General features: G+C 67.2%; 24 protein-coding genes. 10 read left to right on the top strand and 14 right to left on the bottom strand.

Annotation, left to right across the window (positions count from 1 at the left end; all coding sequences use genetic code 11):
- Positions 1–19 precede the first annotated feature (19 nt).
- Positions 20–721 (bottom strand): thioredoxin domain-containing protein, encoded by a 702-nt coding sequence (locus tag BXU08_RS15625; protein ID WP_077510895.1) that lies wholly within the window; start codon positions 719–721, stop codon positions 20–22.
- Entirely contained in the window at positions 721–1,263 is a 543-nt protein-coding gene (locus tag BXU08_RS15620; RefSeq protein ID WP_077512479.1) for a DciA family protein, read from the bottom strand. The genes BXU08_RS15625 and BXU08_RS15620 overlap by 1 nt, the downstream gene beginning before the upstream one ends.
- A 27-nt stretch (positions 1,264–1,290) precedes the next feature.
- On the opposite strand from BXU08_RS15620, the gene BXU08_RS15615 reads away from it, so the two are divergent.
- From BXU08_RS15615 to nudC, 3 genes are read left to right on the top strand one after another with little or no spacing between them, the layout of a single operon-like run.
- On the top strand, positions 1,291–2,337 hold the full coding sequence (locus BXU08_RS15615) for an A/G-specific adenine glycosylase (protein ID WP_077510894.1): 1,047 nt from the start codon (positions 1,291–1,293) through the stop codon (positions 2,335–2,337).
- On the top strand, positions 2,330–3,613 hold the full coding sequence (locus BXU08_RS15610) for a serine hydrolase (RefSeq protein ID WP_077510893.1): 1,284 nt from the start codon (positions 2,330–2,332) through the stop codon (positions 3,611–3,613). The genes BXU08_RS15615 and BXU08_RS15610 overlap by 8 nt, the downstream gene beginning before the upstream one ends.
- Positions 3,610–4,479: an NAD(+) diphosphatase gene (gene nudC, locus BXU08_RS15605; RefSeq protein WP_077510892.1), complete on the top strand. Its 870-nt coding sequence runs from the start codon at positions 3,610–3,612 to the stop codon at positions 4,477–4,479. The genes BXU08_RS15610 and nudC overlap by 4 nt, the downstream gene beginning before the upstream one ends.
- Here nudC and BXU08_RS15600 read toward each other — a convergent pair.
- Complete coding sequence (locus tag BXU08_RS15600; RefSeq protein WP_077510891.1) at positions 4,476–5,366, bottom strand: prephenate dehydratase; 891 nt, start codon at positions 5,364–5,366, stop codon at positions 4,476–4,478. The two genes, nudC and BXU08_RS15600, sit on opposite strands and share 4 nt — an antisense overlap.
- A 100-nt stretch (positions 5,367–5,466) precedes the next feature.
- On the opposite strand from BXU08_RS15600, the gene BXU08_RS15595 reads away from it, so the two are divergent.
- Positions 5,467–6,141: a cytochrome c family protein gene (locus BXU08_RS15595; RefSeq protein WP_077510890.1), complete on the top strand. Its 675-nt coding sequence runs from the start codon at positions 5,467–5,469 to the stop codon at positions 6,139–6,141.
- Positions 6,142–6,207: 66 nt separating this feature from the next.
- On the opposite strand, the gene BXU08_RS15590 is transcribed toward BXU08_RS15595, so the two are convergent.
- Together BXU08_RS15590 and BXU08_RS15585 are read right to left on the bottom strand one after the other, a co-directional pair.
- Positions 6,208–7,083 (bottom strand): LOG family protein, encoded by an 876-nt coding sequence (locus tag BXU08_RS15590; RefSeq protein WP_077510889.1) that lies wholly within the window; start codon positions 7,081–7,083, stop codon positions 6,208–6,210.
- A gap of 47 nt (positions 7,084–7,130) precedes the next feature.
- The gene (locus BXU08_RS15585; RefSeq protein WP_077510888.1) at positions 7,131–7,796 is read right to left on the bottom strand and encodes an extensin family protein; all 666 of its coding nucleotides are present in this window, start codon (positions 7,794–7,796) and stop codon (positions 7,131–7,133) included.
- 129 nt (positions 7,797–7,925) lie between these two features.
- Here BXU08_RS15585 and BXU08_RS15580 point away from each other — a divergent pair, with 129 nt between their 5' ends.
- Positions 7,926–8,834: an alpha/beta hydrolase gene (locus tag BXU08_RS15580; RefSeq protein WP_077510887.1), complete on the top strand. Its 909-nt coding sequence runs from the start codon at positions 7,926–7,928 to the stop codon at positions 8,832–8,834.
- Here the strand turns inward: BXU08_RS15580 and BXU08_RS15575 are convergent.
- Positions 8,749–9,765, bottom strand: a complete 1,017-nt coding sequence (locus BXU08_RS15575; RefSeq protein ID WP_077510886.1) for a sterol desaturase family protein — start codon at positions 9,763–9,765, stop codon at positions 8,749–8,751. The two genes, BXU08_RS15580 and BXU08_RS15575, sit on opposite strands and share 86 nt — an antisense overlap.
- A 147-nt stretch (positions 9,766–9,912) precedes the next feature.
- On the opposite strand from BXU08_RS15575, the gene BXU08_RS15570 reads away from it, so the two are divergent.
- From BXU08_RS15570 to BXU08_RS15560, 3 genes are all read left to right on the top strand, one after another.
- Complete coding sequence (locus tag BXU08_RS15570) at positions 9,913–11,073, top strand: phosphoserine transaminase (protein ID WP_077510885.1); 1,161 nt, start codon at positions 9,913–9,915, stop codon at positions 11,071–11,073.
- Between the two features lie 100 nt (positions 11,074–11,173).
- On the top strand, positions 11,174–12,751 hold the full coding sequence (gene serA / locus BXU08_RS15565; protein WP_077510884.1) for a phosphoglycerate dehydrogenase: 1,578 nt from the start codon (positions 11,174–11,176) through the stop codon (positions 12,749–12,751).
- A 19-nt stretch (positions 12,752–12,770) separates the two neighbouring features.
- Entirely contained in the window at positions 12,771–13,865 is a 1,095-nt protein-coding gene (locus tag BXU08_RS15560; RefSeq protein ID WP_077510883.1) for an ATP phosphoribosyltransferase regulatory subunit, read from the top strand.
- Positions 13,866–13,961: 96 nt separating this feature from the next.
- On the opposite strand, the gene BXU08_RS15555 is transcribed toward BXU08_RS15560, so the two are convergent.
- The 4 genes from BXU08_RS15555 to BXU08_RS15540 form a co-directional block, all read right to left on the bottom strand.
- Complete coding sequence (locus BXU08_RS15555; RefSeq protein WP_077510882.1) at positions 13,962–15,395, bottom strand: mannitol dehydrogenase family protein; 1,434 nt, start codon at positions 15,393–15,395, stop codon at positions 13,962–13,964.
- A gap of 43 nt (positions 15,396–15,438) precedes the next feature.
- Positions 15,439–16,437 (bottom strand): retroviral-like aspartic protease family protein, encoded by a 999-nt coding sequence (locus BXU08_RS15550; RefSeq protein ID WP_077510881.1) that lies wholly within the window; start codon positions 16,435–16,437, stop codon positions 15,439–15,441.
- A 41-nt stretch (positions 16,438–16,478) separates the two neighbouring features.
- Positions 16,479–18,866, bottom strand: coding sequence for a ligase-associated DNA damage response DEXH box helicase (locus tag BXU08_RS15545; protein ID WP_077512477.1), 2,388 nt, complete (start codon positions 18,864–18,866; stop codon positions 16,479–16,481).
- 67 nt (positions 18,867–18,933) lie between these two features.
- Entirely contained in the window at positions 18,934–19,125 is a 192-nt protein-coding gene (locus BXU08_RS15540) for a hypothetical protein (RefSeq protein WP_077510880.1), read from the bottom strand.
- A 93-nt stretch (positions 19,126–19,218) separates the two neighbouring features.
- On the opposite strand from BXU08_RS15540, the gene BXU08_RS15535 reads away from it, so the two are divergent.
- Entirely contained in the window at positions 19,219–20,214 is a 996-nt protein-coding gene (locus BXU08_RS15535; protein WP_077510879.1) for a ligase-associated DNA damage response exonuclease, read from the top strand.
- A gap of 56 nt (positions 20,215–20,270) precedes the next feature.
- Positions 20,271–20,714: a hypothetical protein gene (locus BXU08_RS15530; protein WP_077510878.1), complete on the top strand. Its 444-nt coding sequence runs from the start codon at positions 20,271–20,273 to the stop codon at positions 20,712–20,714.
- A gap of 15 nt (positions 20,715–20,729) precedes the next feature.
- Here the strand turns inward: BXU08_RS15530 and BXU08_RS15525 are convergent, their stop codons facing one another.
- From BXU08_RS15525 to BXU08_RS15510, 4 genes are all read right to left on the bottom strand, one after another.
- Entirely contained in the window at positions 20,730–21,134 is a 405-nt protein-coding gene (locus BXU08_RS15525) for a hypothetical protein (protein WP_077510877.1), read from the bottom strand.
- Between the two features lie 79 nt (positions 21,135–21,213).
- Positions 21,214–22,731, bottom strand: a complete 1,518-nt coding sequence (gene rpoN, locus BXU08_RS15520; protein ID WP_077510876.1) for an RNA polymerase factor sigma-54 — start codon at positions 22,729–22,731, stop codon at positions 21,214–21,216.
- A 121-nt stretch (positions 22,732–22,852) separates the two neighbouring features.
- Positions 22,853–23,629: an LPS export ABC transporter ATP-binding protein gene (gene lptB, locus BXU08_RS15515; RefSeq protein WP_077510875.1), complete on the bottom strand. Its 777-nt coding sequence runs from the start codon at positions 23,627–23,629 to the stop codon at positions 22,853–22,855.
- A 114-nt stretch (positions 23,630–23,743) separates the two neighbouring features.
- The gene (locus tag BXU08_RS15510) at positions 23,744–24,295 is read right to left on the bottom strand and encodes an LptA/OstA family protein (RefSeq protein ID WP_376787781.1); all 552 of its coding nucleotides are present in this window, start codon (positions 24,293–24,295) and stop codon (positions 23,744–23,746) included.
- Positions 24,296–24,297 lie beyond the last annotated feature (2 nt).

Below are 24,297 nucleotides of genomic sequence, written 5' to 3'. Positions count from 1 at the left end.
AGTCTCCGGGAAGAGTGGATCAGCTGTCCGCGGCACGAAGCTCGGGCTGGAGCTGATCCCAGGTATAGGCGCGCACGCGGCGGCCGTTGACGAAGAAGCTGGGCGTGCCCTGGATGCCGGCCTTGACCCCGCCGGCATAGGTATCTGCGATGCCCTTGATCAGCGCAGGATTGGCAAGGCAGCGGCGCGCCTGGGCTTCGGGCAGGCCGCGTGCCTTCATGAACGGGATCATGCCCAGCGCTTCGGCGAAGCGGGTCGCCGACTGGGCCGGGGGAAGCTGCTGCCAGCCCTCGACCACCTTGGGCTGCGTCTCGATCAGCCTGTGCAGCGGGCCATCGAAGACCTGCTGGCTGGCGAACATCTGGTCGAGAATGGGAAAGAAGCGCGGCGTCGGCACGCATTGATTGAGCAGCGCCAGCGCAAGATCGGGGGCGCCGTGAATCAGGAAGTCGCGAAATTCGTAGCTGAGTTTGCCGCTGGCGATCCATTCGCGGCGCATCGGCTCGACGCCATCGGCAGCGAACCTGCCGCAGGTCGGGCAGGTGCGCGAACCATATTCGACCAGCTTGATCGGCGCATTGGGATTGCCCTGGCGAAAGCCGCCCTCGGGAGTCTTGACGACGACGGCGACCCAGTTGGCGGCAGGACGCGCCTGTTGCGCCGTGACGGGAGCGGCACCGACGAGCAGCAGCAATGCGGCGGCGAAGAAACGCAGCGCCATCAGTCGATCTTCCCCAGCTTGAGGCCTTCGGCAGCGGCCACGCCGGCGGCGAGCGATTCGAGAACCGCCTTCAATTCGGGGTCGGCGATGCCGCGCAGGCTATCGCCCATCGCTTCCGACAGCGGCGCTAGGCTGGGCGGCGGCGCATTCTTCACCGCGCGCTTGATCTCGCCCTGGCGGATCGCGAGCCGCGCAACCGCGGAATAGCCGAAGAAGCGATTGACCCTGTCGATGATCTCCGGCGCGATGTGCTGCATCATCGGCGCATGGGCACCGGCGACGATCAGGCTGAGCACGCCTTCGGCGCGCTTGCCCTGCGCGAAGCGAATCGATTCGGGGGCCGAGACGCGGGCATAGCGCTCACCGACGATCTCGCTCCAGCGGCTGACGATCGCGTGCTGGACGAAGCCGAACTTGCGGAATGCCGCGCGGCCGACATCGGGCAGCAGCTCGGAAACCGGGCGCGCGCGGTTCGATCGCTGCGGCTCCATCCTGGGCTGGCGCGTCGTGGCGCGCTTCGGCTTGTCGGGGGTCTTCGTCATTGCCCCCTCCCATGCCATAGGCGGGGCGTGCCCGACAACGTCCCTCGCGCAATCGCCGCGCCCCTGCTCCACTGGTACGATGCCCATGCCCGCGATTTGCCCTGGCGCGCGCGGCCCGGAGCGAACGCGCCCGATCCATACCGGGTGTGGCTGAGCGAAGTGATGCTCCAGCAGACCCAGGTCGCCACGGTCATCCCCTATTTCGAAAAGTTCACGGCGCGCTGGCCGAGCTTCGAGGCGCTGGCGGCGTCCGAGGATGCCGATCTGATGGCCGCCTGGGCGGGGCTCGGCTATTATGCCCGGGCGCGCAACCTGCTCGCCTGCGCCCGCGAAGTCGCCGCGCGCGGCCGCCTTCCCGAGACCGAAGCCGAGCTTCTCGGGCTTTCCGGCGTGGGCGGCTATACCGCCGCGGCGATTGCGGCGATCGCATTCGGCCAGCGCGCCGTGGTGGTCGATGCCAATGTCGAACGCGTGGTGACGCGGCTGTTCGCGGTGAGCGAGCCCCTGCCCGGCGCCCGGCCCAGGATCCGCACGCTCACCGATTCGATCACCCCCGATGCGCGCACCGGCGATTTCGCACAGGCGATGATGGATTTGGGCTCGGGCATCTGCACCGCCCGCGCGCCCCGCTGCCTGCTCTGCCCGTTGCGCCCCGAGTGCGACGGCTTCGCCACCGGCGCGCCCGAGACCTTCCCGGTCAAGGCCGCCAAGCTTCCCAAGCCGCAACGCCATGGCACGATGTTCTGGATCGAGCGCGATGGGCAGGTATTGCTCGTCCGCCGCCCGGCCAAGGGTTTGCTCGGCGGCATGCGCGCGCTGCCCACCGGGCCGTGGACCGACACGCCGCCGGGCCTCGCCGACGCACCGATCGCGGCGGATTGGCGGATGCTCGACGCGCAAGTCCGTCACGGCTTCACCCATTTCGACCTCGACGTGGCGCTTGCGGCTGCAACAATCGCGGAGCACACAGACGTGGCCGACGGCGAATGGTGGCCGATCGCCGATATCGAAGCGGCGGGATTGCCCACGGTTTTCGCCAAGGCGGCAAGGATGTTCGGGAGGATGCATGCGTAGCTGGCGGTTATTTGGATCGGTTGCACTGCTGGCGCTGGCCAGCCCCGCCTGGCCGCAAGCCAGCGTCCCGCTTCCTTCGGCGAGCACGCGCGCACAGGCCGCGACCACCGAACTGGCCCGGCGCGTCGTCGCCGAAGCCAAGGTGCCCGGCGTCGTCATCGTCACCGGCATCGGCAACGCGCTGCCGCAGACCGTCGCTCAGGGCCGCATCGCCGACGAGGCCACTGCCCCGGCGGCGTCTGCCGACAGCCTGTGGCGCGTCTATTCGATGACCAAGCCGATCACCGGCATCGCCGCGATGATCCTGGTCGAGGAGGGCAAGCTCAAGCTCGACCAGCCGATCAGCGACTTCATCCCGGCATTCAAGGACATGAAGGTGCTGGTCGATCCTGCCAAGGATCTGACCAGCCGACCCGCCGCGCGCGCCATCACCGTGCGCAACCTGCTCACCCACACTGCGGGCCTCGGCTACACCATTGTCACCAAGGGGCCTTTGCTCGACGAATATACCCGCCTCGGCATCAACCCGGCGCAGGTCAATGCGCTGATGGAGCCCGGCATGCGCGCCGCACGCCCTGCCAGCCTGGAAGAATTCGCCAATCGCGTCGCGGGCCTGCCGCTGATCGCCGATCCGGGGGCCAAATGGAGCTATTCGATCGGGCTCGACGTGCTCGGCCGGGTTATCGAAGTTGCCGGCGGCATGCCGTTCGACCAGTTCGTCAACACCCGCATCTTCGCGCCGCTCCGCATGCAGGCGAGCTGGTGGACAGTGCCGCAGGACAAGGCGCGCCTCCTCGCCACCAATTACATGGCGCCCAAGCTCGCCGCCGATCCGGGCGCGACCTCGGTCTGGCTCCAGCCGCCCAGCTTTCCCTATGGCGGCGCTGGATTGGTCATGTCGGCGCGCGACTATGACCGGTTCCTCCATATGCTGGCCAATGGCGGCGAACTCGACGGCGCCCGCATCCTAAAGCCCGAAACGGTGAAGCTGGCGATGTCCGACCTGCTGCCGCCCAGCGTAGATCGCAGCACGCTGGCGCACATGACCGCAGACAGCGGCGCACCGATGGGCTTCGGCGCAGGCGGCTCTGTCTACCTCGCCGACAAGGCCGGCGGCCCGAGCAAGGGCACGTTCGGCTGGGCCGGGGCGGCAGGATCGATCGGCTGGGTCGATCCGGTACGCAAGCTGCGCGCGACGGTGATGATCAACTCGTTCGCTGAACAGGGATTCAAGCGCGAGGCATCGCAGGCGATCTACGCCGATCTCGCGCGGTGAGAGCGCCTGGCTTTACCGGCGGCACGCTCGATCGTGCCGACCGCGTCCGCCACGAACCCGAATTGCTGGCAGCGGCCGAAGCTGATCCGCGCGCGCGGCTGCTGGTGATGCACGGGCTCGATCCCGAGCTCGACGCAGCCGATCGCCTCGTCTGGACATCGCTCGACGCGGCGCCGGGCGAGCGGCTGTTCCTCGGCTTCGATCAGGGCGTTCCCCTGTTCGCCGCCGCACCGCCGCATGGCCGGCCCTTTCCCGGCGCGCGCTCGCCGGCCCTGTTCGCGATGCTCGATCGCTTCCATGCCCAGGATGCCGCGCTCTATGCCGCCGCGCGCAGCCTGGTCGATTGGCATGGTCGCCACGGCTATTGCGCGGTCTGCGCCACGCCGACCCTCACCTTCCGCGCCGGCTGGGGACGCGCGTGCCCCAATTGCCGCGCCGAGCACTTCCCGCGAGTCGATCCGGTGGTGATCATGCTCGCCGAGCTGGGCGACAAGGTCCTGCTCGGCCGCCAGCCGCCCTGGCCGGCGGGACGCTATTCCGCGCTCGCCGGGTTCCTCGAAGTCGGCGAATCGATCGAGGAGGCGGTGCGCCGCGAAACGCTGGAGGAAGCCGGCGTACGCGTCGGTGCAGTGCGCTATGTCGCCAGCCAGCCCTGGCCGTTTCCTTCGTCGCTGATGATCGCCTGCATTGGCGAAGCCGAGGACGAAGCGATCACGATCGACGTGCACGAACTGGAGGACGCCCGCTGGTTCACTCGCGACGAGGTTAGGCTCGCACTGGCGCGCGATCCCGCCGCCCCGTTCGGCGCCGCCCCGCCCTATGCGATCGCACACACGCTGCTGACGGCCTGGGTCGAAGGGGCCTAGGGCCGCACGCGCGCCTGCGGATAGGTGCCGAGCACCCGCATCCATTTCGAGTGGAACTTCAATTCCTCCAGCGCTCGGTCGATCGCCGGGTCGCCGGGGCCGCCGACGATATCGGCATAGAATTCGGTCGCCGCGAAGCTGCCGCCGCGCTGATAGCTTTCGAGCTTGGTCATGTTCACGCCGTTGGTGGCGAAGCCGCCGAGTGCTTTGTAGAGGGCGGCAGAGACATTCCTCACTTCGAAGATGAAGGTCGTCATCACCGGACCTTCCACCGGCAAGGCCAGAATGTCCCGCGCAAGGACGACGAAGCGCGTCATGTTGTGCTCGGCATCGGCGAGGTCTGTCTCGAGCAGTTCGAGCCCGTAGAGTTCGGCGGCGCCCGGCGGGGCGAGCGCGGCGATCGCGGTATCCGCCATCTCGGCGACCACTGCCGCCGCACCTGCCGTGTCGGGATAGGCGACCGGCGTGATCCCGCGCGCCTTGAGCCAGTGGCGGCACTGGCCGAGCGCCTGGGGATGGCTCATCGCCTGGCGCACCTGATCGAGCGATCCCGTACCCATCAGCCCGTAGCGGATCGGCAGGAAATGCTCGCCGGTGATCGCCAACCCCGATTCGGGCAGCAGGAAATGGATGTCGGCGACGCGGCCGTGGAGCGAATTCTCGATCGGGATCATCGCGCGGTCGGCGCGGCCTTCCTTAACCGCATCGATCGCATCCTCGAACGAGAAGCACGGCAAGGCGAGCCCCTCAGGAAAGGCTTCGCGCACCGCGATGTGCGAATTGGCACCCGGCGCGCCCTGGAACGCAACGGTGCGCCCCGGCTCGGCCGAGGCCCTTGCGATCATGTCCGCGACGATCGGCCGCGCAGGCGCTGCGAAATTCTCCATGGCACGCGCGCTAGCGGGGCGCGTTTCTCGCGGCAACCCCGGCTTGCGATAGCAAAAACCGCAGCCTAAAGGGCAAACGACTTTCCTTTAGGGGCGTGTGATGGACGATCGGTTCAATACGATTGCGGGCTGGGCATTGGCGGGCGGCATTGCCGCACTCGGCCTTTCGATCGTGAGCGGAATCGTGTTCCACTCCGAACGCCCTGAAAAGATGGGCTATGCAATCGAAGGCGTCGAGGACGCCGGCGAAGGCGGCGCCGTCGCCGTCGCGCCGATCGCAGTGCGTCTCGCCGCTGCCGATGTCGCCAAGGGCGCCGACGTGTTCAAGCAGTGCACTGCCTGCCACACGATCAACCAGGGCGGCGCATCGGGCATCGGCCCGAACCTCTATGCCTCGGTCGGCAAGGCGCATGGCCATGTCCCGGGCTTCGCCTATTCGGACGCGCTCAAGGGCGTTCCGGGCACCTGGACCTTCGACGCGCTGGATGCTTGGCTGACCAGCCCGCGTAAGTACGCGCCGGGCACCAAGATGACCTTCGCGGGCATCGCGAACCCGCAGGACCGCGCGAACGTGATCGCCTATCTCAATTCGCAGGGTTCGAACCTGCCCTTCCCGGCGGCGCCTGCCGCAGGCGAAGAGCCGGCAGCGGACAACGCCGCCGCCGAAGCGAACGTCGCCGATCCGGCCAATATCTCGAACGAGGCCACGCCGGCGGAAGGCACTCCGGCCAAGGACCCGCAGGCAGCGATCCAGGCCGAAAAGAAGGGCCACTAAGGCTTTTCTCCGGACAGAAAAAAGGCCGCCTTTCGGGGCGGCCTTTTTTTTTGGGGACGGCTGGGCTCAGCCCCTGGCCTGCTTGTCGCGCCAGAAGTCCTGGACGATCTGCCAGCCTTCCTCCGCGGTCTCGACGAAGTGGAAAAGGCTGAGGTCGCGCGGGCCGATCACGCCTTCCTCGCACAGCGCCTCGAAATTGACGACGCGCTGCCAGAATTCCTTGCCGTAGAACAGCACCGGGATCGGATCGATCTTGCCGGTCTGGATCAGCGTCAGCAGCTCGAAGCTCTCGTCGAACGTGCCGAACCCGCCCGGGAACACCGCGACCGCGCGCGCATGGAGCAGGAAGTGCATCTTGCGCAGCGCGAAATAGTGGAACTGCATCGACAGCGACGGCGTCACATAGGGATTGGGCGCCTGCTCATGCGGCAACACGATGTTGAGCGCGACCGTGTCGGCGCCGACATCGCGCGCGCCGCGGTTCGCCGCTTCCATGATCGACGGACCGCCGCCCGAGCACACCACGAAATGACGCTTGCCCGCTTCGTCGAGCGGGAAATTGCTGACGGTCTGCGCCAGCTCGCGCGCGACATCGTAATAATGCGACTTGGCGATCAGCCGCTCGGCGATCTTCTTCTGCTCGGGCGTGTCGGCGAGTTCGAGCAGCGCCCGCGCCTTTTCGGGCTCCGGGATGCGCGCCGAGCCATAGACGACGAAGGTCGAGGCGATATTGGCTTCGTCGAGGATCAGCTGTGGCTTGAGCAGCTCGAGCTGGAAGCGGACCGGCCGGAGATCCTCGCGCAGCAGGAAATCCATGTCCTGGAAGGCGAGGCGGTAGGCCGGATGCTCGGTCTGGGGCGTGCCGCTGTTGGTGTTGGCGTTTTCGGCTTCTTCCTGCGCGGGGCGGAAGACGCGGCTCGGGACGCGTGTATCGTTGCTCATTTGGTTCGGCTTAGGCCGATCGCGCGGGCTTGCCTAGGGTCCGGCGCCTAGGCGCAGAACGGCCCGCGGCCCATGTCGAGGTGCAAGTGGTTATAGTGCGCAGCATTATAGTCCGGCCCCAGCGTGGTCCGGAACCGCTTGCACGCCGATTTGTGGATCGTCCGGAAGAATTCGCGCACCGCCGGATCCTCCGACTTCCAGCCGGTCTCGACGCGGATCCTGCGCCCGTCGGCAAGCACGAACCCGCCGATATCGACGGCGTTGCCCAGGCCATGCTGGGAGATGCGGTTGCCCGAGGTGGGACTGCCGATGATCGCCCGGCACGAATAGGTGCCGAAGCTTTCGACCCGGACCACTTCGCTGCCGAGCATCTGCTTCGCCGCCGGCGCGACTGCGAAGCGCACCCATGCGATGAACGTCCGTGCCAGCGGACAGCGCATCGACTTGAGGTTGGTCACCGGCACGCCGATGTCGAGCAATTGCACGGCGCCGGTGACGACGCAGCCGCCGCCGAAGTCGCGATCGGGCAGCGGCGAGAAGCGCACCGATTCGCGTGACAAGTCGCTGAAGCATTGCTGCGTCTCGCGCGGCGTCGGATCGGTGACCGTCACCGGACCGGTGCGGCGCTCGCGAATCGGCGCAGGGCGGTCGTTGCGGTCGCCGCCGACACAGCTGGCGAGGAGCAGCACGATGGACAGGGCAGCCAAACGCATCGTCGCTCCATAACATGGCCGGACGGTACAGTCCGCTCTACCCAACGCACGACAGCCCCGGTTTGACTCCCCGACTGTTACCGCTACCATAGCCCGGCAGCCGCGAAAGCCGGCACCAAGGAGAGGCCCATGACCAAGCTGCTCGCCCTGTTCGCCGGCGTGCTTGCCCTGCTCGCCTCGCCGGCACGGGCCCAGGATCCTCCCGCGACGCCGCAGCGCATCGCACTCTGGGCAGACGGCGCGCCGGGCTTCGAATCGCGCAAGGCCATCCCCGAACATGCCGAATCCTATTGGCTCAAGCCGGTCAACGACCCCAGCATCACCTATTTCCCTGCCCGTCCCGGCCGCGAGACCGGCGCCGCGGTGCTGCTGATGCCGGGCGGCGCGCACGAATTCCTCGTCATCAACAGCGAGGGCAATGACGCCGCGCGTTGGTTCAACGAGCGCGGCATCGCGGCATTCGTGCTGCGCTACCGGCTCTTCCGCGGCAAGGATTCACCCTACAAGTTCGAAAATGCCCGCCAGGATGCCGAACGCGCGATCCGCACGATCCGCAGCCGTGCCGGCGACTGGAAGCTCGATCCGCACAGGATCGGCGTGGTCGGTTTCTCTGCCGGCGGCGAACTGGCGCGCGTGACGCTGCTCAGCCCGCCGGTCGCCGCTCCCGGCAAGGGCGATGCGATCGACCGGCTCTCGGCCCGCCCCGATTTCGGCGTGCTCGTGTTCCCCGGCCCGCTGCATGCCGAGGAGAAGATCACGCGGGACTCGCCGCCGCTGCTGATGGTCGCCACCAATGACGATCAGTGCTGCTCGCAACCGATCATCGACTTGCTCAATGCCTATCGCGCCGCGGGGGCCTCATCGGAGCTGCACATGTATGCGGCCGGCGGGCACGCGTTCAACATGGGCGAGACCACGCCGCTGGTGAGCCTGCGCAACTGGCCGGCGCGGATCACCGACTGGATGACGGATCGGGGGCTGCTTGCCAGTTGGCCGGCGGCTGGAGCGTCGGCGCAAGGCTCCGCGCCCCCGCGATGAACGGCTCGACGAGCGCCGCGCGAAGCCCGTGCGGATCACGCTCGCCGTCCTCGACTCCGAAGCGCAGCCGCTCGCGTTCGGGCCGCGGCATGTAGAAGGTGCCGAACAGCCGGTCGAACAGCGCCAGCGTGCTGCCCATATTGGTGTTGAAATGGCGCGGGTCGGCCGAATGATGGATCTGGTGATGCGCCGGACCGAGCAGCACCCGGCCCCAGAACGGCCCGAAGCTAAGCCACAAATGCGAGTGCTGGAGATGCGTCACTGCGACTGCTGCGACCATCACCAGCAGGTTGCCGCCGCCCAGCGTCAGCGGCGCCGCGCTCCCCAGCACCTGCTCGAGCAGCGCCCCGGTGACGCCCAGCACGATTGCGACGATGTTGTAGAAACCGATCGTCTCGACCGGATGGACGCGGCCGTTGGTGAACAGCGACAGGCTCTCCGCCTGGTGGTGGACCTTGTGGAAATGCCAGAACAGCGGCACCCGGTGCATCAGCCAGTGATCGAACCAATATGCGAACTCATAGGCGAGGAAGAGGATCGGCGTGACGATCGCCGCGCTGGCCCATCCGGGGAGCCACGGCGCCGGCGGCGTGCCGATCCACGCGCCGATCAGCCGCCGGACCTGATCGGCGGAGAAGATCGCCCATCCGATCAGCAGGCCGGCAAAGAGCAATCCGAGCACGAAATAGGCGATGTCCGCGCGGCCCGAAGCCGTGCCCAGCAATCGACGGGGAAGCAGCACGCGCCGCAGCACCGCGAATCGCAGCGGCCTGCGGCGTCCGCGCGGCACCGCCAGGATGACGAAAAGCGCCAGCGAGCAGGCGAGCGCGGCGATCGAAAAGGTCGATCCGAGCGAGAGAAAGGTGCCGCCAAACTGCGTCCACATGCTCGCCGCCACGCGCTCCATTCCGTTCTGTAGCGCGCCGGTCATTGTCCGGCTTTAGCCCCGCGGGCTTTGCGCAATGGTTAAGCCGCCCCCGCGATCCTCCCCGGGTTGACTTCGTGCACTTCGCCGCTAGGGCCGTCGGCGGGCCACGCGGTCCCAACGCCGCGCGAGCTCTCTGCAAGGAGAGAGTACATGAGTGATTCTGCCGTACCCGACGCCACAACTGCGTCCACTGCCAAGCCCGCTACCAAGCCGGCGCGCCCCTATTTCTCCTCCGGTCCCTGCGCCAAGCCTCCGGGCTGGGATGCGTCGAAGCTCGCCAGCGAATCGCTCGGCCGCTCGCATCGCTCGAAGATCGGCAAGACCCGCCTGCAATACGCGATCGACCTGATGCGCGAGCTGCTCAACCTGCCCGACACGCATCGCATCGGCATTGTTCCGGGCTCCGACACGGGCGCCTTCGAGATGGCGATGTGGACGATGCTCGGCGCCAAGCCGGTGACGACGCTGGCATGGGAGAGCTTCGGTGAGGGTTGGGTCACCGATGCGGTCAAGCAATTGAAGCTCGATCCGACGGTGCTCCGCGCCGATTACGGCCAGCTTCCCGATCTGACCCAGGTCGACTGGTCGAACGACGTGCTGTTCACCTGGAACGGGACAACTTCGGGCGTGCGCGTGCCGCACGGCGACTGGATCCCCGACGATCGCGAAGGTCTGAGCTTCGCGGACGCAACCTCGGCCGTGTTCGCCTACGACCTGCCGTGGGACAAGATCGATGTCGCGACCTTCTCGTGGCAGAAGGTGCTGGGCGGCGAAGGCGGCCATGGCGTGCTGATCCTCGGGCCCCGCGCAGTCGAGCGGCTCGAGAATTACACGCCCGCATGGCCGCTTCCCAAGGTCTTCCGCCTCGTCTCCAAGGGCAAGCTCGCGGAGGGCGTGTTCAAGGGCGAGACGATCAACACCCCGTCGATGCTCGCCGTCGAGGATGCGATCTTCGCGCTCGAATGGGGCAAGTCGGTCGGCGGCGCCGAGGGGCTGATCGCGCGCAGCGACGCGAATGCCGCCGCGCTGCAGAAGATCGTGGCCGAGCGCGACTGGCTCGGCAATCTGGCGCAGGACGAAGCGAACCGCTCGACTACCAGCGTGTGCCTGACGGTCGAGGGCGCCGATGAGGCGTTCATCAAGACGTTCGCCTCGCTGCTCGACAAGGAAGGCGCGGCGTACGACGTCGCCGGCTATCGCGACGCCCCCGCCGGGCTGCGAATCTGGTGCGGCGCCACCGTCGAGACCGCCGATATCGAAGCGCTCGGGCCGTGGCTCGACTGGGCCTACGCCGAAGCCAAGGCGGCTTAATCCTCGCGTGCTCCGGCGAAGGCCCGGAGCGCCGGCCATCGGCCATTCCCTTTCCAGCGCTCCGGCCGTCACCGGAGCACCAGGTTTTCAGGATAGAATCATGCCAAAAGTCCTCATCAGCGACAAAATGGACCCCAAGGCCGCCGAGATCTTCCGCGCACGCGGAGTCGAAGTGGACGAGATTACCGGCAAGACGCCGGAGGAGCTCAAGGCGATCATCGGCCAGTATGACGGCCTCGCCATCCGCAGCTCGACGCGCGTGACCAGGGAAATCCTCGAAGCCGCGACCAACCTCAAGGTCGTCGGGCGCGCCGGCATCGGGGTCGACAATGTCGATATTCCGTCGGCCTCGGCCAAGGGCGTGGTGGTCATGAACACCCCGTTCGGCAATTCGATCACCACCGCCGAGCACGCGATTGCGCTGATGTTCGCGCTCGCCCGCGACCTGCCGGAGGCCGACAAGTCGACCCAGGCCGGCAAGTGGGAGAAGAACCGCTTCATGGGCGTCGAAGTCACCGGCAAGACGCTGGGGCTGATCGGCGCGGGCAATATCGGCTCGATCGTCGCCGATCGTGCGCTGGGCCTCAAGATGAAGGTGATCGCCTATGATCCCTTCCTCACGCCTGAGCGCGCGCTGGAGATGGGCGTCGAGAAGATGAGCCTCGACGATCTGCTGCTGCGCGCCGACTTCATCACGCTGCACACGCCGCTGACCGACCAGACGCGCAACATCCTCTCGGCCGAGAATCTCGCCAAGACCAAGAAGGGCGTGCGGATCATCAATTGCGCGCGCGGCGGGCTGATCGACGAGGCGGCGCTCAAGGCCGGTCTCGAGAGCGGCCATATCGGTGGCGCGGCGCTCGACGTGTTTGTGCAGGAGCCGGCGAAGGAATCGCCGCTGTTTGGCACGCCCAACTTCATCTCGACGCCGCATCTCGGCGCCTCGACCAACGAAGCGCAGGTCAACGTCGCGATCCAGGTCGCCGAGCAGATGGCCGACTTCCTCGTCTCGGGCGGCGTCACCAACGCGCTCAACGTGCCGTCGCTCTCGGCTGAGGAAGCCCCGCGCCTCAAGCCGTACATGGCGCTCGCCGAGAAGCTCGGCAGCCTGATCGGCCAGCTCGCGCATGGCGAGATCGCCCGCGTCTCGATCCACAGCGAGGGCGCCGCGGCCGAACTCAACCAGAAGCCGATCGTCAGCGCCGTGCTGGCCGGCTTCCTGCGCGTCCATTCGGACACGGTGAACATGGTCAACGCGCCCTATCTCGCCAAGGAGCGCGGCATGGAAATCCGCGAAGTCCGCAACGAGAAGGAAGGCGATTACCACACGCTGCTGCGCGTCTCGCTCAAGACCGACGCGGGCGAGCGTTCGGTCGCCGGCACGTTGTTCTCGAACGCCCAGCCGCGCCTCGTCGAACTGTTCGGGATCAAGGTCGAAGCCGATCTGATCGGCAACATGCTCTATGTCGTCAACGAGGATGCGCCCGGCTTCATCGGCCGGCTCGGCACCACTTTGGGCGAGGCCGGGGTAAACATCGGCACCTTCCATCTCGGCCGCCGCGACACCGGCGGCGAGGCAGTGCTGCTGCTCTCGGTCGATGACGAAGTCACCCCCGAGCTCATCGCCACGGTCCGCGCGCTTCCCGGCGTGAAGACGGCGATGGCGCTGAAGTTCTGACTGCGCTAGCGGCGGGTCGATGAGCGGACTGCTTCCCGAGGGATTTCACGATCGTCTTCCGCCCGCCGCCGATGCGGCGACCGGGCTGGAGGCGCGCGTGCTCGGGGTGGCGCGGCTCTATGGCTATGAGCAGGTCGATCCGCCGCTCGCCGAATTCGCCGATGAGCTCGCCTCGCGGCTCAAGGCCGGCGGGGTGCGCGATGCCGTGCGCTTCGTCGATCCGGTTTCGCAGCGCACGCTGGCGATCCGCCCCGATCTGACTGCGCAAGTAGGCCGCATCGCCGCGACCCGGATGGGGCATCACCCGCGTCCGGTGCGGCTTTCCTATGCCGGTGCGGTGGTCAAGCTTAGCGCCTCCGAGCTCAACCCCCAGCGCGCGATGCGCCAGATCGGCGCCGAGCTGATCGGGCTCGATACCGTCGCTGCGGCGATCGAAGTCGTTCGCGTCGCGATCGAAGCGCTCCAGGCCGCGGGGGTCACCGGGCTCGCGATCGACTTCACGCTTCCCGACCTCACCGACACGCTCGCCGCCGATCTGGATCCCGGCACGCTGGCGCTGCTGCGCGACCGGCTGGATGCCAAGGATGCCGGCGGCGTCGCCGCGATCGATTCGCGCTGGTTGCCGCTGATCGAGGCAGCGGGGCCGTTCGACGGCGCAATGACGCGGCTGCGCGCGATCGATGCGGGCAACGCGCTGGCGAGCCGGCTCGACGGCCTCGCGCAAATCGCAGCGAGCGTCGACGGCCAGGCCGCGCTGACGCTCGACCCCACCGAGCGCCACGGCTTCGAATATCAGAGCTGGCTGGGCTTCTCGATCTTCGCGGCGGGCGTCCGCGGCGAGATCGGCCGCGGCGGCACCTACACCATCCTCCACGGCGACGGCCGCGAGGAACCCGCAGTCGGCTTCTCGCTGTTCGCCGATCCGATCCTCGACGCCGGGCTTAGCGTCGGCGAGCGCCGCCGGCTGTTCCTGCCCTTCGGAACGCCCGCGGATGCGGGCGCCAGGCTGCGCGCAGAGGGCTGGGTCACGGTCGCGGCGCTGGAAGCCAACGATACGCCCGAGGCGCAATTGTGCACGCATGTGCTGGGTGCGGACGGGCCGGAAGCCCTCTGACACCCGTTCGTTTCGAGCGAAGTCGAGAAACGCTAGCGCTCGCTGAATTCCGTTTCTCGACCACGCTCGAAACGAACGGAGAGTTAGCGGTTTCGGTCAAGGCCCGAGCAGCGCTTCGATATCGCCTTGCGCAAATGCCCCGTACGCCCCGCGCACCGCGTCGCCGAACCGTGCATCGCCAGCCAGCTGCTCCCCGAACACCGGCGCCACGGCCAGCATCGCCGCCACCGGATCGCCGCTCGTCGCCGCTGCCGCGAGCGTGTCGGCCAGCGGATCGGTGATCGCCTCACCGGCCTCGGCCTTGCGGCGCAGGAACGCGATCCACGCCGCCACCGGCACCGCCAGCCGATCGACGCTACGCCCGGCGGCGAGCGCCGCGCGCGTCGTATCGAGCAGCCGATATGGCAGCTTCTGCGAGCCATCCCAGGCGATCTGCGCCAGCAAATGCCGGATCTCGGGATTGCGGAAGCGGTTCAGCACCGCATCGGCATAGGCTGCGACATCGAGCCCATCGACTGCGCCGAGCGACGCCGAAATGTCCTGATGCACCAGCCGGGTGACGAAGCCTTCGAGCGCGGCATCGGACATCGCCTCGAACACCGTCTCATGCCCGCGCGCGAGCCCGATATAAGCAAGGCTCGAATGTGCGCCGTTGAGGATGCGCAGCTTGGCCTGCTCATAGCCGCGGACGTCGCTGGTCAGCGTCACCCCGGCCGCGGCGAGGTCGGGCCCGTCGGCCATGTCGAAGCGCTGGAGCACCCATTGGGTGAAGCTTTCGCGCTGCACCGCTGCCAGATCCTCGACGCCGAGTGCGCCTTGCACCTTGGCAAGGAACGCCGCGTCGCTCGCCGGCGTGATCGAATCGACCATCGAATCGGGGAATGCCACCTCCGCTGCGATCCAGTCGGCCAGCCCGGCATCCTGCGCACGCGCCAGCGCGACGCACGCGGCGCGGAGCTTGGCGCCGTTGCCGGTCATGTTGTCGCAGCACAGCATGGCGAACGGCGGCAGTCCCGCGGCGCGACGGTCGTCCAGCCCGGCGACGATCCAGCCGATCACGCTCGCCGGCTCGGCAGGGCGCTTCAGGTCATGGACGATGTCGGGATGCGCGAAATCGAGGGTGCCGTCGCCGGCCAGGCAATAGCCCTTCTCGGTCACTGTACTCGTCGCGATCCGCACTTCGGGCGAGGCAAGCAGCTTGCGCAGCCGCGCGCCTTCGCCAGGGCCGATCGCGTCCGAATGCGCGGCGATCACGCGCATCGACGGCTCCCGATCGATCACCGCCAGCGTGTAGAGCCCGTCCTGCGCCTTGAGCGCGTCGGTGGTGGTGCCGCTGCGCAGCGAGACCGCGGCGATCCCCCAGCGCGGATCGCTATCGAGCAGCCGGTCGACATACGCCGCCTGGTGCGCGCGGTGGAAGGCGCCGGGGCCGAAATGGACGATGCCGGTGCGGATGCCCTCGGGCGCATGGCCCGGCCGGAGGATGGCATCGGGAAGCGTAGCGAGCGAAGCGCGGGACAGACGATTCATGCACGCAGTCCAAGCAGCGCAGCGCCGCCCAAGTCAACCGCCGCTAGTAATAGCTGGTCGAGCTGGTGCTGCCGGTGCCGAACTTGGGCCGCGTCTTCGGCACGCCTTCGGGCATGCGGAACCGGACCTGGCGGTTGGGAAAGTCGATATCGACGCTGCGAAAGCTGCGCAGCGCATCCATGCCGAGCAGCAGCGCCGGCCGCTTGGTCAGCCCGAAGCGCGCGAACGGCGCAACATCGGCAAACGCCACCGGCATCGATGCGAACATCACCCCGCCGATCTTGATGTTGGGCATCGTGGTATAATCGGCCATCGTCTTGTCGCCGGTCACGCTGGTGAGCTCGATCGGCTGGGTCTTGCGATGGCGGCCGAGGCGCTTGCGCAGCGCGCTGTTGCCCATGCTCACCTGGCTGCCGGTATCGAGCACCACCTGGATGCGGGTGGTGCCATAGTACGCATCGGTGACGATGAGCTGGCCGAACAGGCTCTTCGCAGTGACGACGATCTCGTCGTCCGCCCGCGCCTTCCACTTGCTGCGCTTCTGGCTGGCGCGCACTTCCATCGTGCCATGATCGAAGTCGATTGAGACCTGGTGATCGCGCAACGTGTCGATCCCGAGCAGCCCGATCGCGCCGAGATTGCGCGCCTCGAGCTTGGGAGCGACGACGCTGTGCTGCACGCCGATCGACTTGATGATCAGATCGGGGACGAGGACGGTATCGACCTGGCTGCGCCCCGTCATCGACAACAAGGTGACCGGCGTACCGGCGCTCAGCCGCAGCGAATTGGCGAGCTCGCGTGACACCACGGTACGTTCGGCGCCGGTGTCGATGATGAAGTTGTACGGCCCCTGCGCATTGACCGCGACCGGCACAGTCAGCCTCTTGTCGGTCTCGCCGAGCATCAGCAGCGTCGTTTCCATCACCGATTCGCGGCTGATCAGCTCGGGATCCTGCGCCGGCGCGGCGGGCGTGACAGGCGTGCCGCCGGAAAGTCCGATCGGCAGGGTCAGAAGCAGGAGCGGATAAACGACTCCGGACATGTCAGGACGGTATACCTGCACATATTGCGCAGCAATCGAATTCAATCGAGCCGCATAGCCTCCGCCGCGATACCCTCGGCCTCGATCAGCAGCGCGTCTTCCGCGCTACCCTGCGGCGTCCGCTCGCGGCCGATCATGATCAGCACCGGCACCGCCATCGGGCTCACCCGCGCCAGATCGACATGCAGCATCGTTTCCGCGGCAGTATCGAGCAGATGCGCGAGCCGCCCGACATCGGTCATCCGCGCGCGCGCATCGGCCCAGGCCGCCTTGAGCAGCAGATGGTCGGGCTCGTATTTGCGCAGGACGTCGTAGATCAGGTCGGTCGAGAAAGTGACTTGCCGCCCGCTCTTCTTCTTGCCCGGATGCTGGCGCTCGACCAGCCCGCCGATGATCGCGACTTCGCGGAAGGCACGCTTGAGCAGCGCCGATTGCTGCACCCAGTCGACGAACTCATGCTCCAGGATATCGGGCGAGAACAACGCCGCCGGATCGGTGATCTTCTCCAGCCCGTACACCGCCAGCGCATAGTCGTTGGCGACGAAGCCCAAGGGCTTGAGCCCCATCGCCTCCATCCGCCGCGTGATCAGCATGCCGAGCGACTGGTGCGCGTTCCAGCCTTCGAAGCTGTACGCGACCATGTGGTGCTTGCCTTCGTGCGGGAAAGTCTCGACCAGCAATTGCGCGGGCGCCGGAATCGCCGAGCGGCGATCCTGCACTTCCAGCCATTCGCGCACATCGTCGGGAAAACGCTGCCACTGGCTGCGATCATGAAGGAACACGCGCACGCGATTGGCGAGCGTCGACGTGATCGCCAGCCGCGCGCCCATATAGGAGACATAGCGCGCCTGCTTGCTGCTCGCCCGGACGATCAGGTCGGTCAGCTCGACACGCTCGACTTCGAGGCTGAGCCCGGCGAAGAAGAAGGTGTCGCCCGGCGACAGCGTCGATCCGAACCCTTCCTCGACCTTGCCGAGCCGGCGGCCGTTCTTGAAGCGCACGTCGAGCATCGGCGCCTCGACGATGATCCCGGCATTGAGCCGGTGCTGGGCGATGAACGCCGGTTTGGTCACCCGCCACAGCCCGTCCTGCCCCTTGGTCAGCCGCTTGAACTTGTCATAGGCGCGCAGCGAATAGCCGCCATCGGCGATGAAGTTCAGGACGCGATCGAACACCTCCTGCTCCAGCGCCGAATAGGGCAATGCTGCACGCACTTCCTGCAGCATATCCGCGGCATCGAACGGCGCCGCGCAGGCGCAGGCCATGATATGCTGCGCCAGCACATCAAGCGCGCCGGGGCGGAACACGTCGGGATCGAGCTCGCCCTGCTCGACCGCGTCGAGCGCGGCGCGCGCTTCCAGATATTCGAAGCGATTGCCCGGCACGAGCACTGCCTCGCTCGATTCGTCGAGCCGGTGGTTGGCGCGCCCAATCCGCTGGAGCAGCCGCGACGACCCCTTGGGCGCCCCCATCTGGATGACGCAATCGACATCGCCCCAATCGACCCCGAGATCGAGGCTGGCGGTGGCGACCAGCGCGCGCAACTTGCCGTCGGCCATCGCCTGCTCGGCCTTGCGCCGCGCTTCGAGGCTGAGGCTGCCATGATGCACGCCGATCGGCAGCTTGAGCTCGTTGACCTTCCACAGGCTCTGGAAGACCAGCTCGGCCAGTCCGCGGGTGTTGCAGAAAACGATCGTCGTGCGGTGTGTCTCGATCTCGGCCATCACCTGCGGGATCGCATAGACCCCCGAATGCCCCGCCCAGGGCACGCGGCCCTCGGGCAGCAGGATCGCGATATCCGGATCGGCGCCGGCCTCGCCCTTCACCAGCGTGACCCTGTCGATATCGCCGTCGGGGGCCAGCCAGGCGCGATAGCCGTCGGGATCGGCCACCGTCGCCGACAGCGCGACGCGGCGCATCCCGGGCGCGAGCCGCTGCAGCCGCGCCATCGCCAGCGCCAGCAGGTCGCCCCGCTTGCCGGTTGCAAAGGCGTGGACCTCGTCGATGATCACGGTCTTGAGCCCGGCGAACATCGTCAGACTGTCCTCGTAGGACAGCAACAGGCTCAGCGATTCGGGGGTGGTGAGCAGGATCTCGGGCGGCCGCGCGCGCTGGCGGACTTTCCGCTCGTGCGGCGTATCGCCGGTGCGCGTCTCGACGCGGATCGAGACGCCCATCTCCTCGATCGGCGTGAGCAGATTGCGCTGCACATCGACCGCGAGCGCCTTCAAGGGCGAGATGTAGAGCGTGTGCAGCCCCTGCGAGGGCGCCTCGATCAGGTCGGCGAGCGTCGGCAGGAAGCCGGCGAGCGTCTTGCCCGCGCCCGTCGCGGCGACGAGCAGCGCATGTTCGCCCGCCCGCGCCGCCGCGAGCATGTCGAGCTGGTGCCGCCGCGGGCGCCATCCGCGCGCAGCGAACCAGTCGGTCAGTATCGGGGGAAGCGCGGCATCGGGCACTCGCCAGCGTTCGCGCGGCTATCGGATCAGCGCAAGTCCTTCAGGCGACGCCGCCCTTGTCGCGCGCCTTGTCGTCAAGGTCCTGCTGGTCGTACATCCGCCGGGTTGCGTCCTCGGTCGCCTGGATTTCGCGGCGCGATCCCTTGTTGTGGAACATCGCCCAGGCGATCGCGAACCCGAGCAGGATCGGTGCGACGATCACCAGGATGCCCTGAAGGCTGGACATGTCCATGATATACCTCGTTTCGCTGTACACCGGACCAACGAAGCCGCGCGCCTATTCGATCCACTGGGAACCCTGCGCCCGGCCAACCATATAGCCAGCATGGCAATCGGCAGCTGGATCACTCCTGAACCCACGGGCATCTACATTCCCGCCGCCGATGCATGGGTGGACCCGTCGCAGCCGGTGGCGCGCGCGCTGATCACCCATGGCCATGCCGATCACGCGCGGGGCGGGCATGGCGAGGTCTGGGCGACGCCCGAGACGCTGGCGATCATGGCATGCCGCTATGGCCTGCAGAACGGCAATCCGGTGGCCTATGGCGAGTCGCTGCGCATGGGCGATGTCGATATCGGCTTCGTCCCCGCCGGCCATGTCCTGGGCTCGGCGCAGATCGTGCTCGACCATGCCGGCGAGCGCATCGTCGTGTCGGGCGACTATAAGCGCCGCGAGGACCCGACCTGCGCGCGCTTCCAGCCGATGCCGTGCGACATCTTCATCACCGAGGCGACGTTCGGGCTGCCAGTGTTCCGCCACCCCGAGACGCATGACGAGCTCGACAAGCTGCTCGCCGCACTGCGCGCCAACCCCACACGTTGCGTGCTGGTCGGCGCCTATGCGCTCGGCAAGGCGCAGCGGGTGATCAAGGAACTGCGGGTGATGGGGTTCGACGATCCGATCTACATCCACGGCGCGCTCCAGCGGCTGTGCGATCTCTATGTCGAGCAGGGCGTCGATCTGGGCGAGCTGCGTCCTGCCACCGGCGTGCCCAAGGCCGAGCTGCAGGGGCGGATCATCCTCTCCCCGCCCGGCGCGCTGAACGATCGCTGGTCGCGGCGGCTGCCCGATCCGATCACCGCGATGGCATCAGGCTGGATGCGCGTCCGCCAGCGCGCGCGCCAGCGCAATGTCGAGCTGCCGCTGATCCTGTCCGACCATGCCGATTGGGATGAGCTGACCACCACGATCCGCGAAATCGCCCCGCGCGAGGTGTGGGTGACGCATGGCCGCGAAGATGCGCTGGTTCATTGGTGCCGGCTCCACCAGATCAAGGCGCGCGCGCTCGAACTTGCCGGCTTCGAAGACGAAGACGACTGAGCATTTGCCTATAGATATTGTTAGCGATACCATTCCCGAAAAAGGGGAGAGGTTGGATGCGTATACTCAAAGTTTCGGCAGTGGCTGCCGCGCTGACATTGGCCGGCGTGGCGCATGCTCAGACCGGGGCGCCGCCGCCGCCCGCCCAGGCACCGCAACCTTCAGCGCCGGAGTTCCGCGGTCCGGACGATCGCGTCACCGACTTCAACCGGCTCAACAACGAAGTCTCCAAGCCGGTGCCCGGCCCGACTCGCTCGAGTCGCCCGGTCTCGGTGAGCCCGGAGGACGTCACGCAGGGCCGCGACGTGCGCGATTCGAAAGGCGTCGTGATCGGCACGATCGAACGCGTGGGGATGGCGTTCGCCGTGATCGCCAGCCCGGCCGGCAAGATCGAAGTGGAATTCGCCTCGCTCGCCAAGAACAACAAGGGGCTGATGATCAACATGACCAAGGCCAAGTTCGACGCGATCCTGGCCGGCAACGCCAAGCCGAAGAACTAGATCGCGTAAGGCCGGTCAGCCCGCGGCGCGCAGCTGGCCGGCCACGGCGCCGTGGAACAGCCAGGCTTCGGCCTCGGCGACGCTGTCGAAACAATGCGTGCTCGAACCGCGGCCGCTGAGCGCGCGCTGCAGCTGGCTGCGCGCCAGCGTGCGGCCGATCACGAAGGCCAGCCGCCGTGAACGATATTCGGGTGCGCCGAGCATCTGCTGGAATCCCGCGACGCTCTCCTGCGGCTGAATCTTCATGCCGCGCAGGTCGTTGATCGTGAGATGCTCGTTGCGGGCGCAGGTAAGCCGGGCATGCGCCGCTTCCCGCGCCTTGTAGAAATCCTGGATATCCTGTGGCGTGAACAGGCCACCCATGGTGATCCGAACGAGATCGCGCTCGGGCTCGGCTTCGATGGAGAAAGTCGCGCTCATGTTTCCATTATAGGTACAAATACGTTTCGGAAATCTGAGTCGGTCATTTCGTCGCGCTAACGATCCACCGTCCCGCAACTTAGCCGACGCCTTCCAGTGCTTTTTGGCGCCGCCGCTGGACCGAACTGCCGATCCCCAACGCCTCGCGATACTTGGCGACCGTCCGCCGGGCGATGTCGAAGCCCTTGGCGTTGAGCAATTCGACCAAAGTGTCATCCGACAGGATCTTCTTGGGATCCTCGGCCTGGATCAGCCCGCGGATCGCGCTCTTCACGGCTTCGGCCGACACCGCATCACCACCCTCGGACGACTGGATCGCGCTGGTGAAGAAATACTTCAACTCGAACAGCCCGCGCGCGCAGCTGAGATACTTGTTGGAGGTGACGCGGCTCACCGTCGATTCGTGCATCTCGATCACGTCGGCGACCTGGCGCAGCGTCATCGGCTTGAGATGCGCAACGCCCTTCAGGAAGAACGCTTCCTGCTGCTTCACGATCTCGCTCGCCACCTTGATGATCGTGCGCTGGCGCTGGTCGAGCGCCTTGACCAGCCAATTGGCGCTGGCGAGCATGTCGGACATCCAGGCCTTGCTCGCCTTGTCCTGCTTGCCCGCCGAAATCTCGGCATAATAGGCGCGGTTGACCAGCAGGCGCGGCAGCGTCGCGGCGTTGATCTCCACCGCCCAGCCGATGCCGCGGCGCGCGACGAAGATGTCGGGCACCACCGTCATGGTCGGCTCGCCGCCATAGCGGCAGCCCGGCTTCGGATCGTAATTGCGCAGCTCGCGGATCATGTCCGCCAGATCCTCGTCGTCGACGTTGCACAGCCGCTTCAGCCGGGCGAGGTCGCCGCGCGCGACGAGCTCAAGATTGTCGATCAGCCGCGCCATGCACGGATCGTAGCGGTCGGCTTCGCGGGCCTGCAGCGCGAGGCATTCGGCAAGGTTGCGCGCGCCGACGCCGGTGGGATCGAAGGTCTGGATCACCCCCAGCACGGCCTCGACCTGCGCAAGCGGCACATTGAGCCGGCTGGCCACGTCGAGCAGCGACGCAGTGAGATATCCCGCCTCGTCGATCTGGTCGATCAGATGCGCGGCGACGAACAGGTCGGTGCCACCAACGCTCGTACCCGCCTGCGCCATCAGATGATCGGCAAGGCTGAGTTCGGACGAACTGAAATTGTCGAAGTCGGGCCCGTCCTCGGAGCCCCCCCCGCCCGTCCCGGCCATGCCGAGGCTGCCGTCGAGCCCGCCACCCGCCGAATCGGCGGCGCTGTCATGGTGGAAGGTCTCCGCGGCGAAATCGACGTCGAGCGCGGCCTCGCCCGCCGCTTCGCCGCCGCCGGCGATCAGTTCGCTCGCGTCGGCGGGGCCGTCGCGTGCAGGCTCGAACTCGGGTTCGGGGCCAGCCGCTGCGGGCTCGGGCGCCTCGTCACTGCCGCCTTGCGAATCGAGCAGCGGATTCTTCTCGATCTCCTCGGCGATGAAGGTCTCGATCTCGAGGTTCGACAGCGCCAGCAGCTTGATCGCCTGCTGGAGCTGCGGCGTCATCACCAGCGATTGCGACTGGCGGAGATCGAGGCGCGGCGCGAGGGACATGGCCGTCGCCCCTAGTTCCGTTCGCCCTGAGCTTGTCGAAGGGCCGTTTTTCCTTGGGCAAAGAAGAACGGTGCTTCGACAAGCTCAGTACGAACGGGGGAGGTTACAGCCACCATGGTGCCTAGAGCTCGAAGCTCTCGCCCAGGTACAGCCGGCGGACATTCTCGTCGCGGACGAGATCGTCGGGCGAGCCGGCGAACAGCACGCGGCCGTCATAGATGATGTAGCCGCGATCGACGATGTCGAGCGTCTCGCGGACATTGTGGTCGGTGATCAGCACGCCGATGCCGCGCGTCTTGAGCTGGACGATCAGGTCGCGAATGTCCGAGATCGAGATCGGATCGATGCCCGCGAACGGCTCGTCGAGCAGCATGATCGTCGGGTCCGCCGCCAGCGCGCGGGCGATCTCGGCGCGGCGCCGCTCGCCGCCCGACAGCGCCATCGCCGGCGAGCTGCGCAGCCGGGTCAGGCCGAATTCGTCGAGCAGCTGGTCCAGCCGCGCCTGGCGCGCCGCCTTGTTGGGCTCGGCCAGTTCGAGCACCGCGAGGATGTTGTTCTCGACGGTCATGCCGCGGAAGATCGAGGTTTCCTGCGGCAGGTAGCCCAGGCCCAGGATCGCGCGGCGGTACATCGGCAGCCGGGTAATGTCCTCGCCGTCCAGCATGATGCGGCCCGAATCGGGTTTCACCAGTCCCATCACCGAATAGAAGCACGTCGTCTTGCCCGCGCCGTTGGGGCCGAGCAGGCCGATCACTTCGCCGCGGCCCACCGAGACCGAGACGTCGGTCAGCACTACGCGCTTGTCATAGGATTTGGCGATCGAGACGACCGCCAGCCCCTTGTCGGGGAGCGGCGCCGGATCGGCGACCGGTTGCTCGATCATGGCGACGTCGTTCATTCGGACTTCCTGCGCGGACTATATCGCACCGCATATAGGCGGTTGGCAGGATTCCTGCAGGAGATTGCCGGCGATGAAAAGCGAAACTGCGGCAGTGCGTTGAAAAACGCAGGCCTATTGCGTGTTGCGCTTGGGGACCGAGAAGCGCCCGGTGACGCGTCCGCCCGAGCTCTGCACGCCCGGCTGGCCCGGCGTTGCGCCGGCGCCGCTGCGCACGCCCGAACCGTCGATCGTCGCGCGGCCGGTGTCGAGGTCGATCGACAGGCGCCCGCCCGATACGGTGTTGCCCGCCTGGCGCAGCGTCACCGCGCCGACCATCGTGATCACCCGGCGGTTGAGATCATAGACTGCATATTGCGAACGCGCGCTCTGGTTCGGCCGGTTGACCGTGACGCCGCCGGCCGCATCGAGCCGCGAGACCTGCGGCGATCCTTCGCTGACCTGCCCGGTATAGGTGACGGTGACCCGCGCCGCGGCGAGCGTCATCTCGGCCTGTTTGATCTGGACGTTGCCGCTCAGGATCGCGCGGTTGGCGCGGTCCTGCAGCTCGATCCGCTCGGACGCCACGTCGATCGGCGCATCGGTATTGTGGCGCGTCTGCGCCATCGCGGGCACAGCCAGCGTCAGCATCAGCCCGAAGCTGCCCAGGGCGAAGCGTAGCATCATCA

The sequence above is a fragment of the Sphingomonas sp. LM7 genome, from assembly GCF_002002925.1.
Classification (GTDB): domain Bacteria; phylum Pseudomonadota; class Alphaproteobacteria; order Sphingomonadales; family Sphingomonadaceae; genus Sphingomonas.
This window is presented reverse-complemented; position numbering and strand designations above follow the sequence as displayed.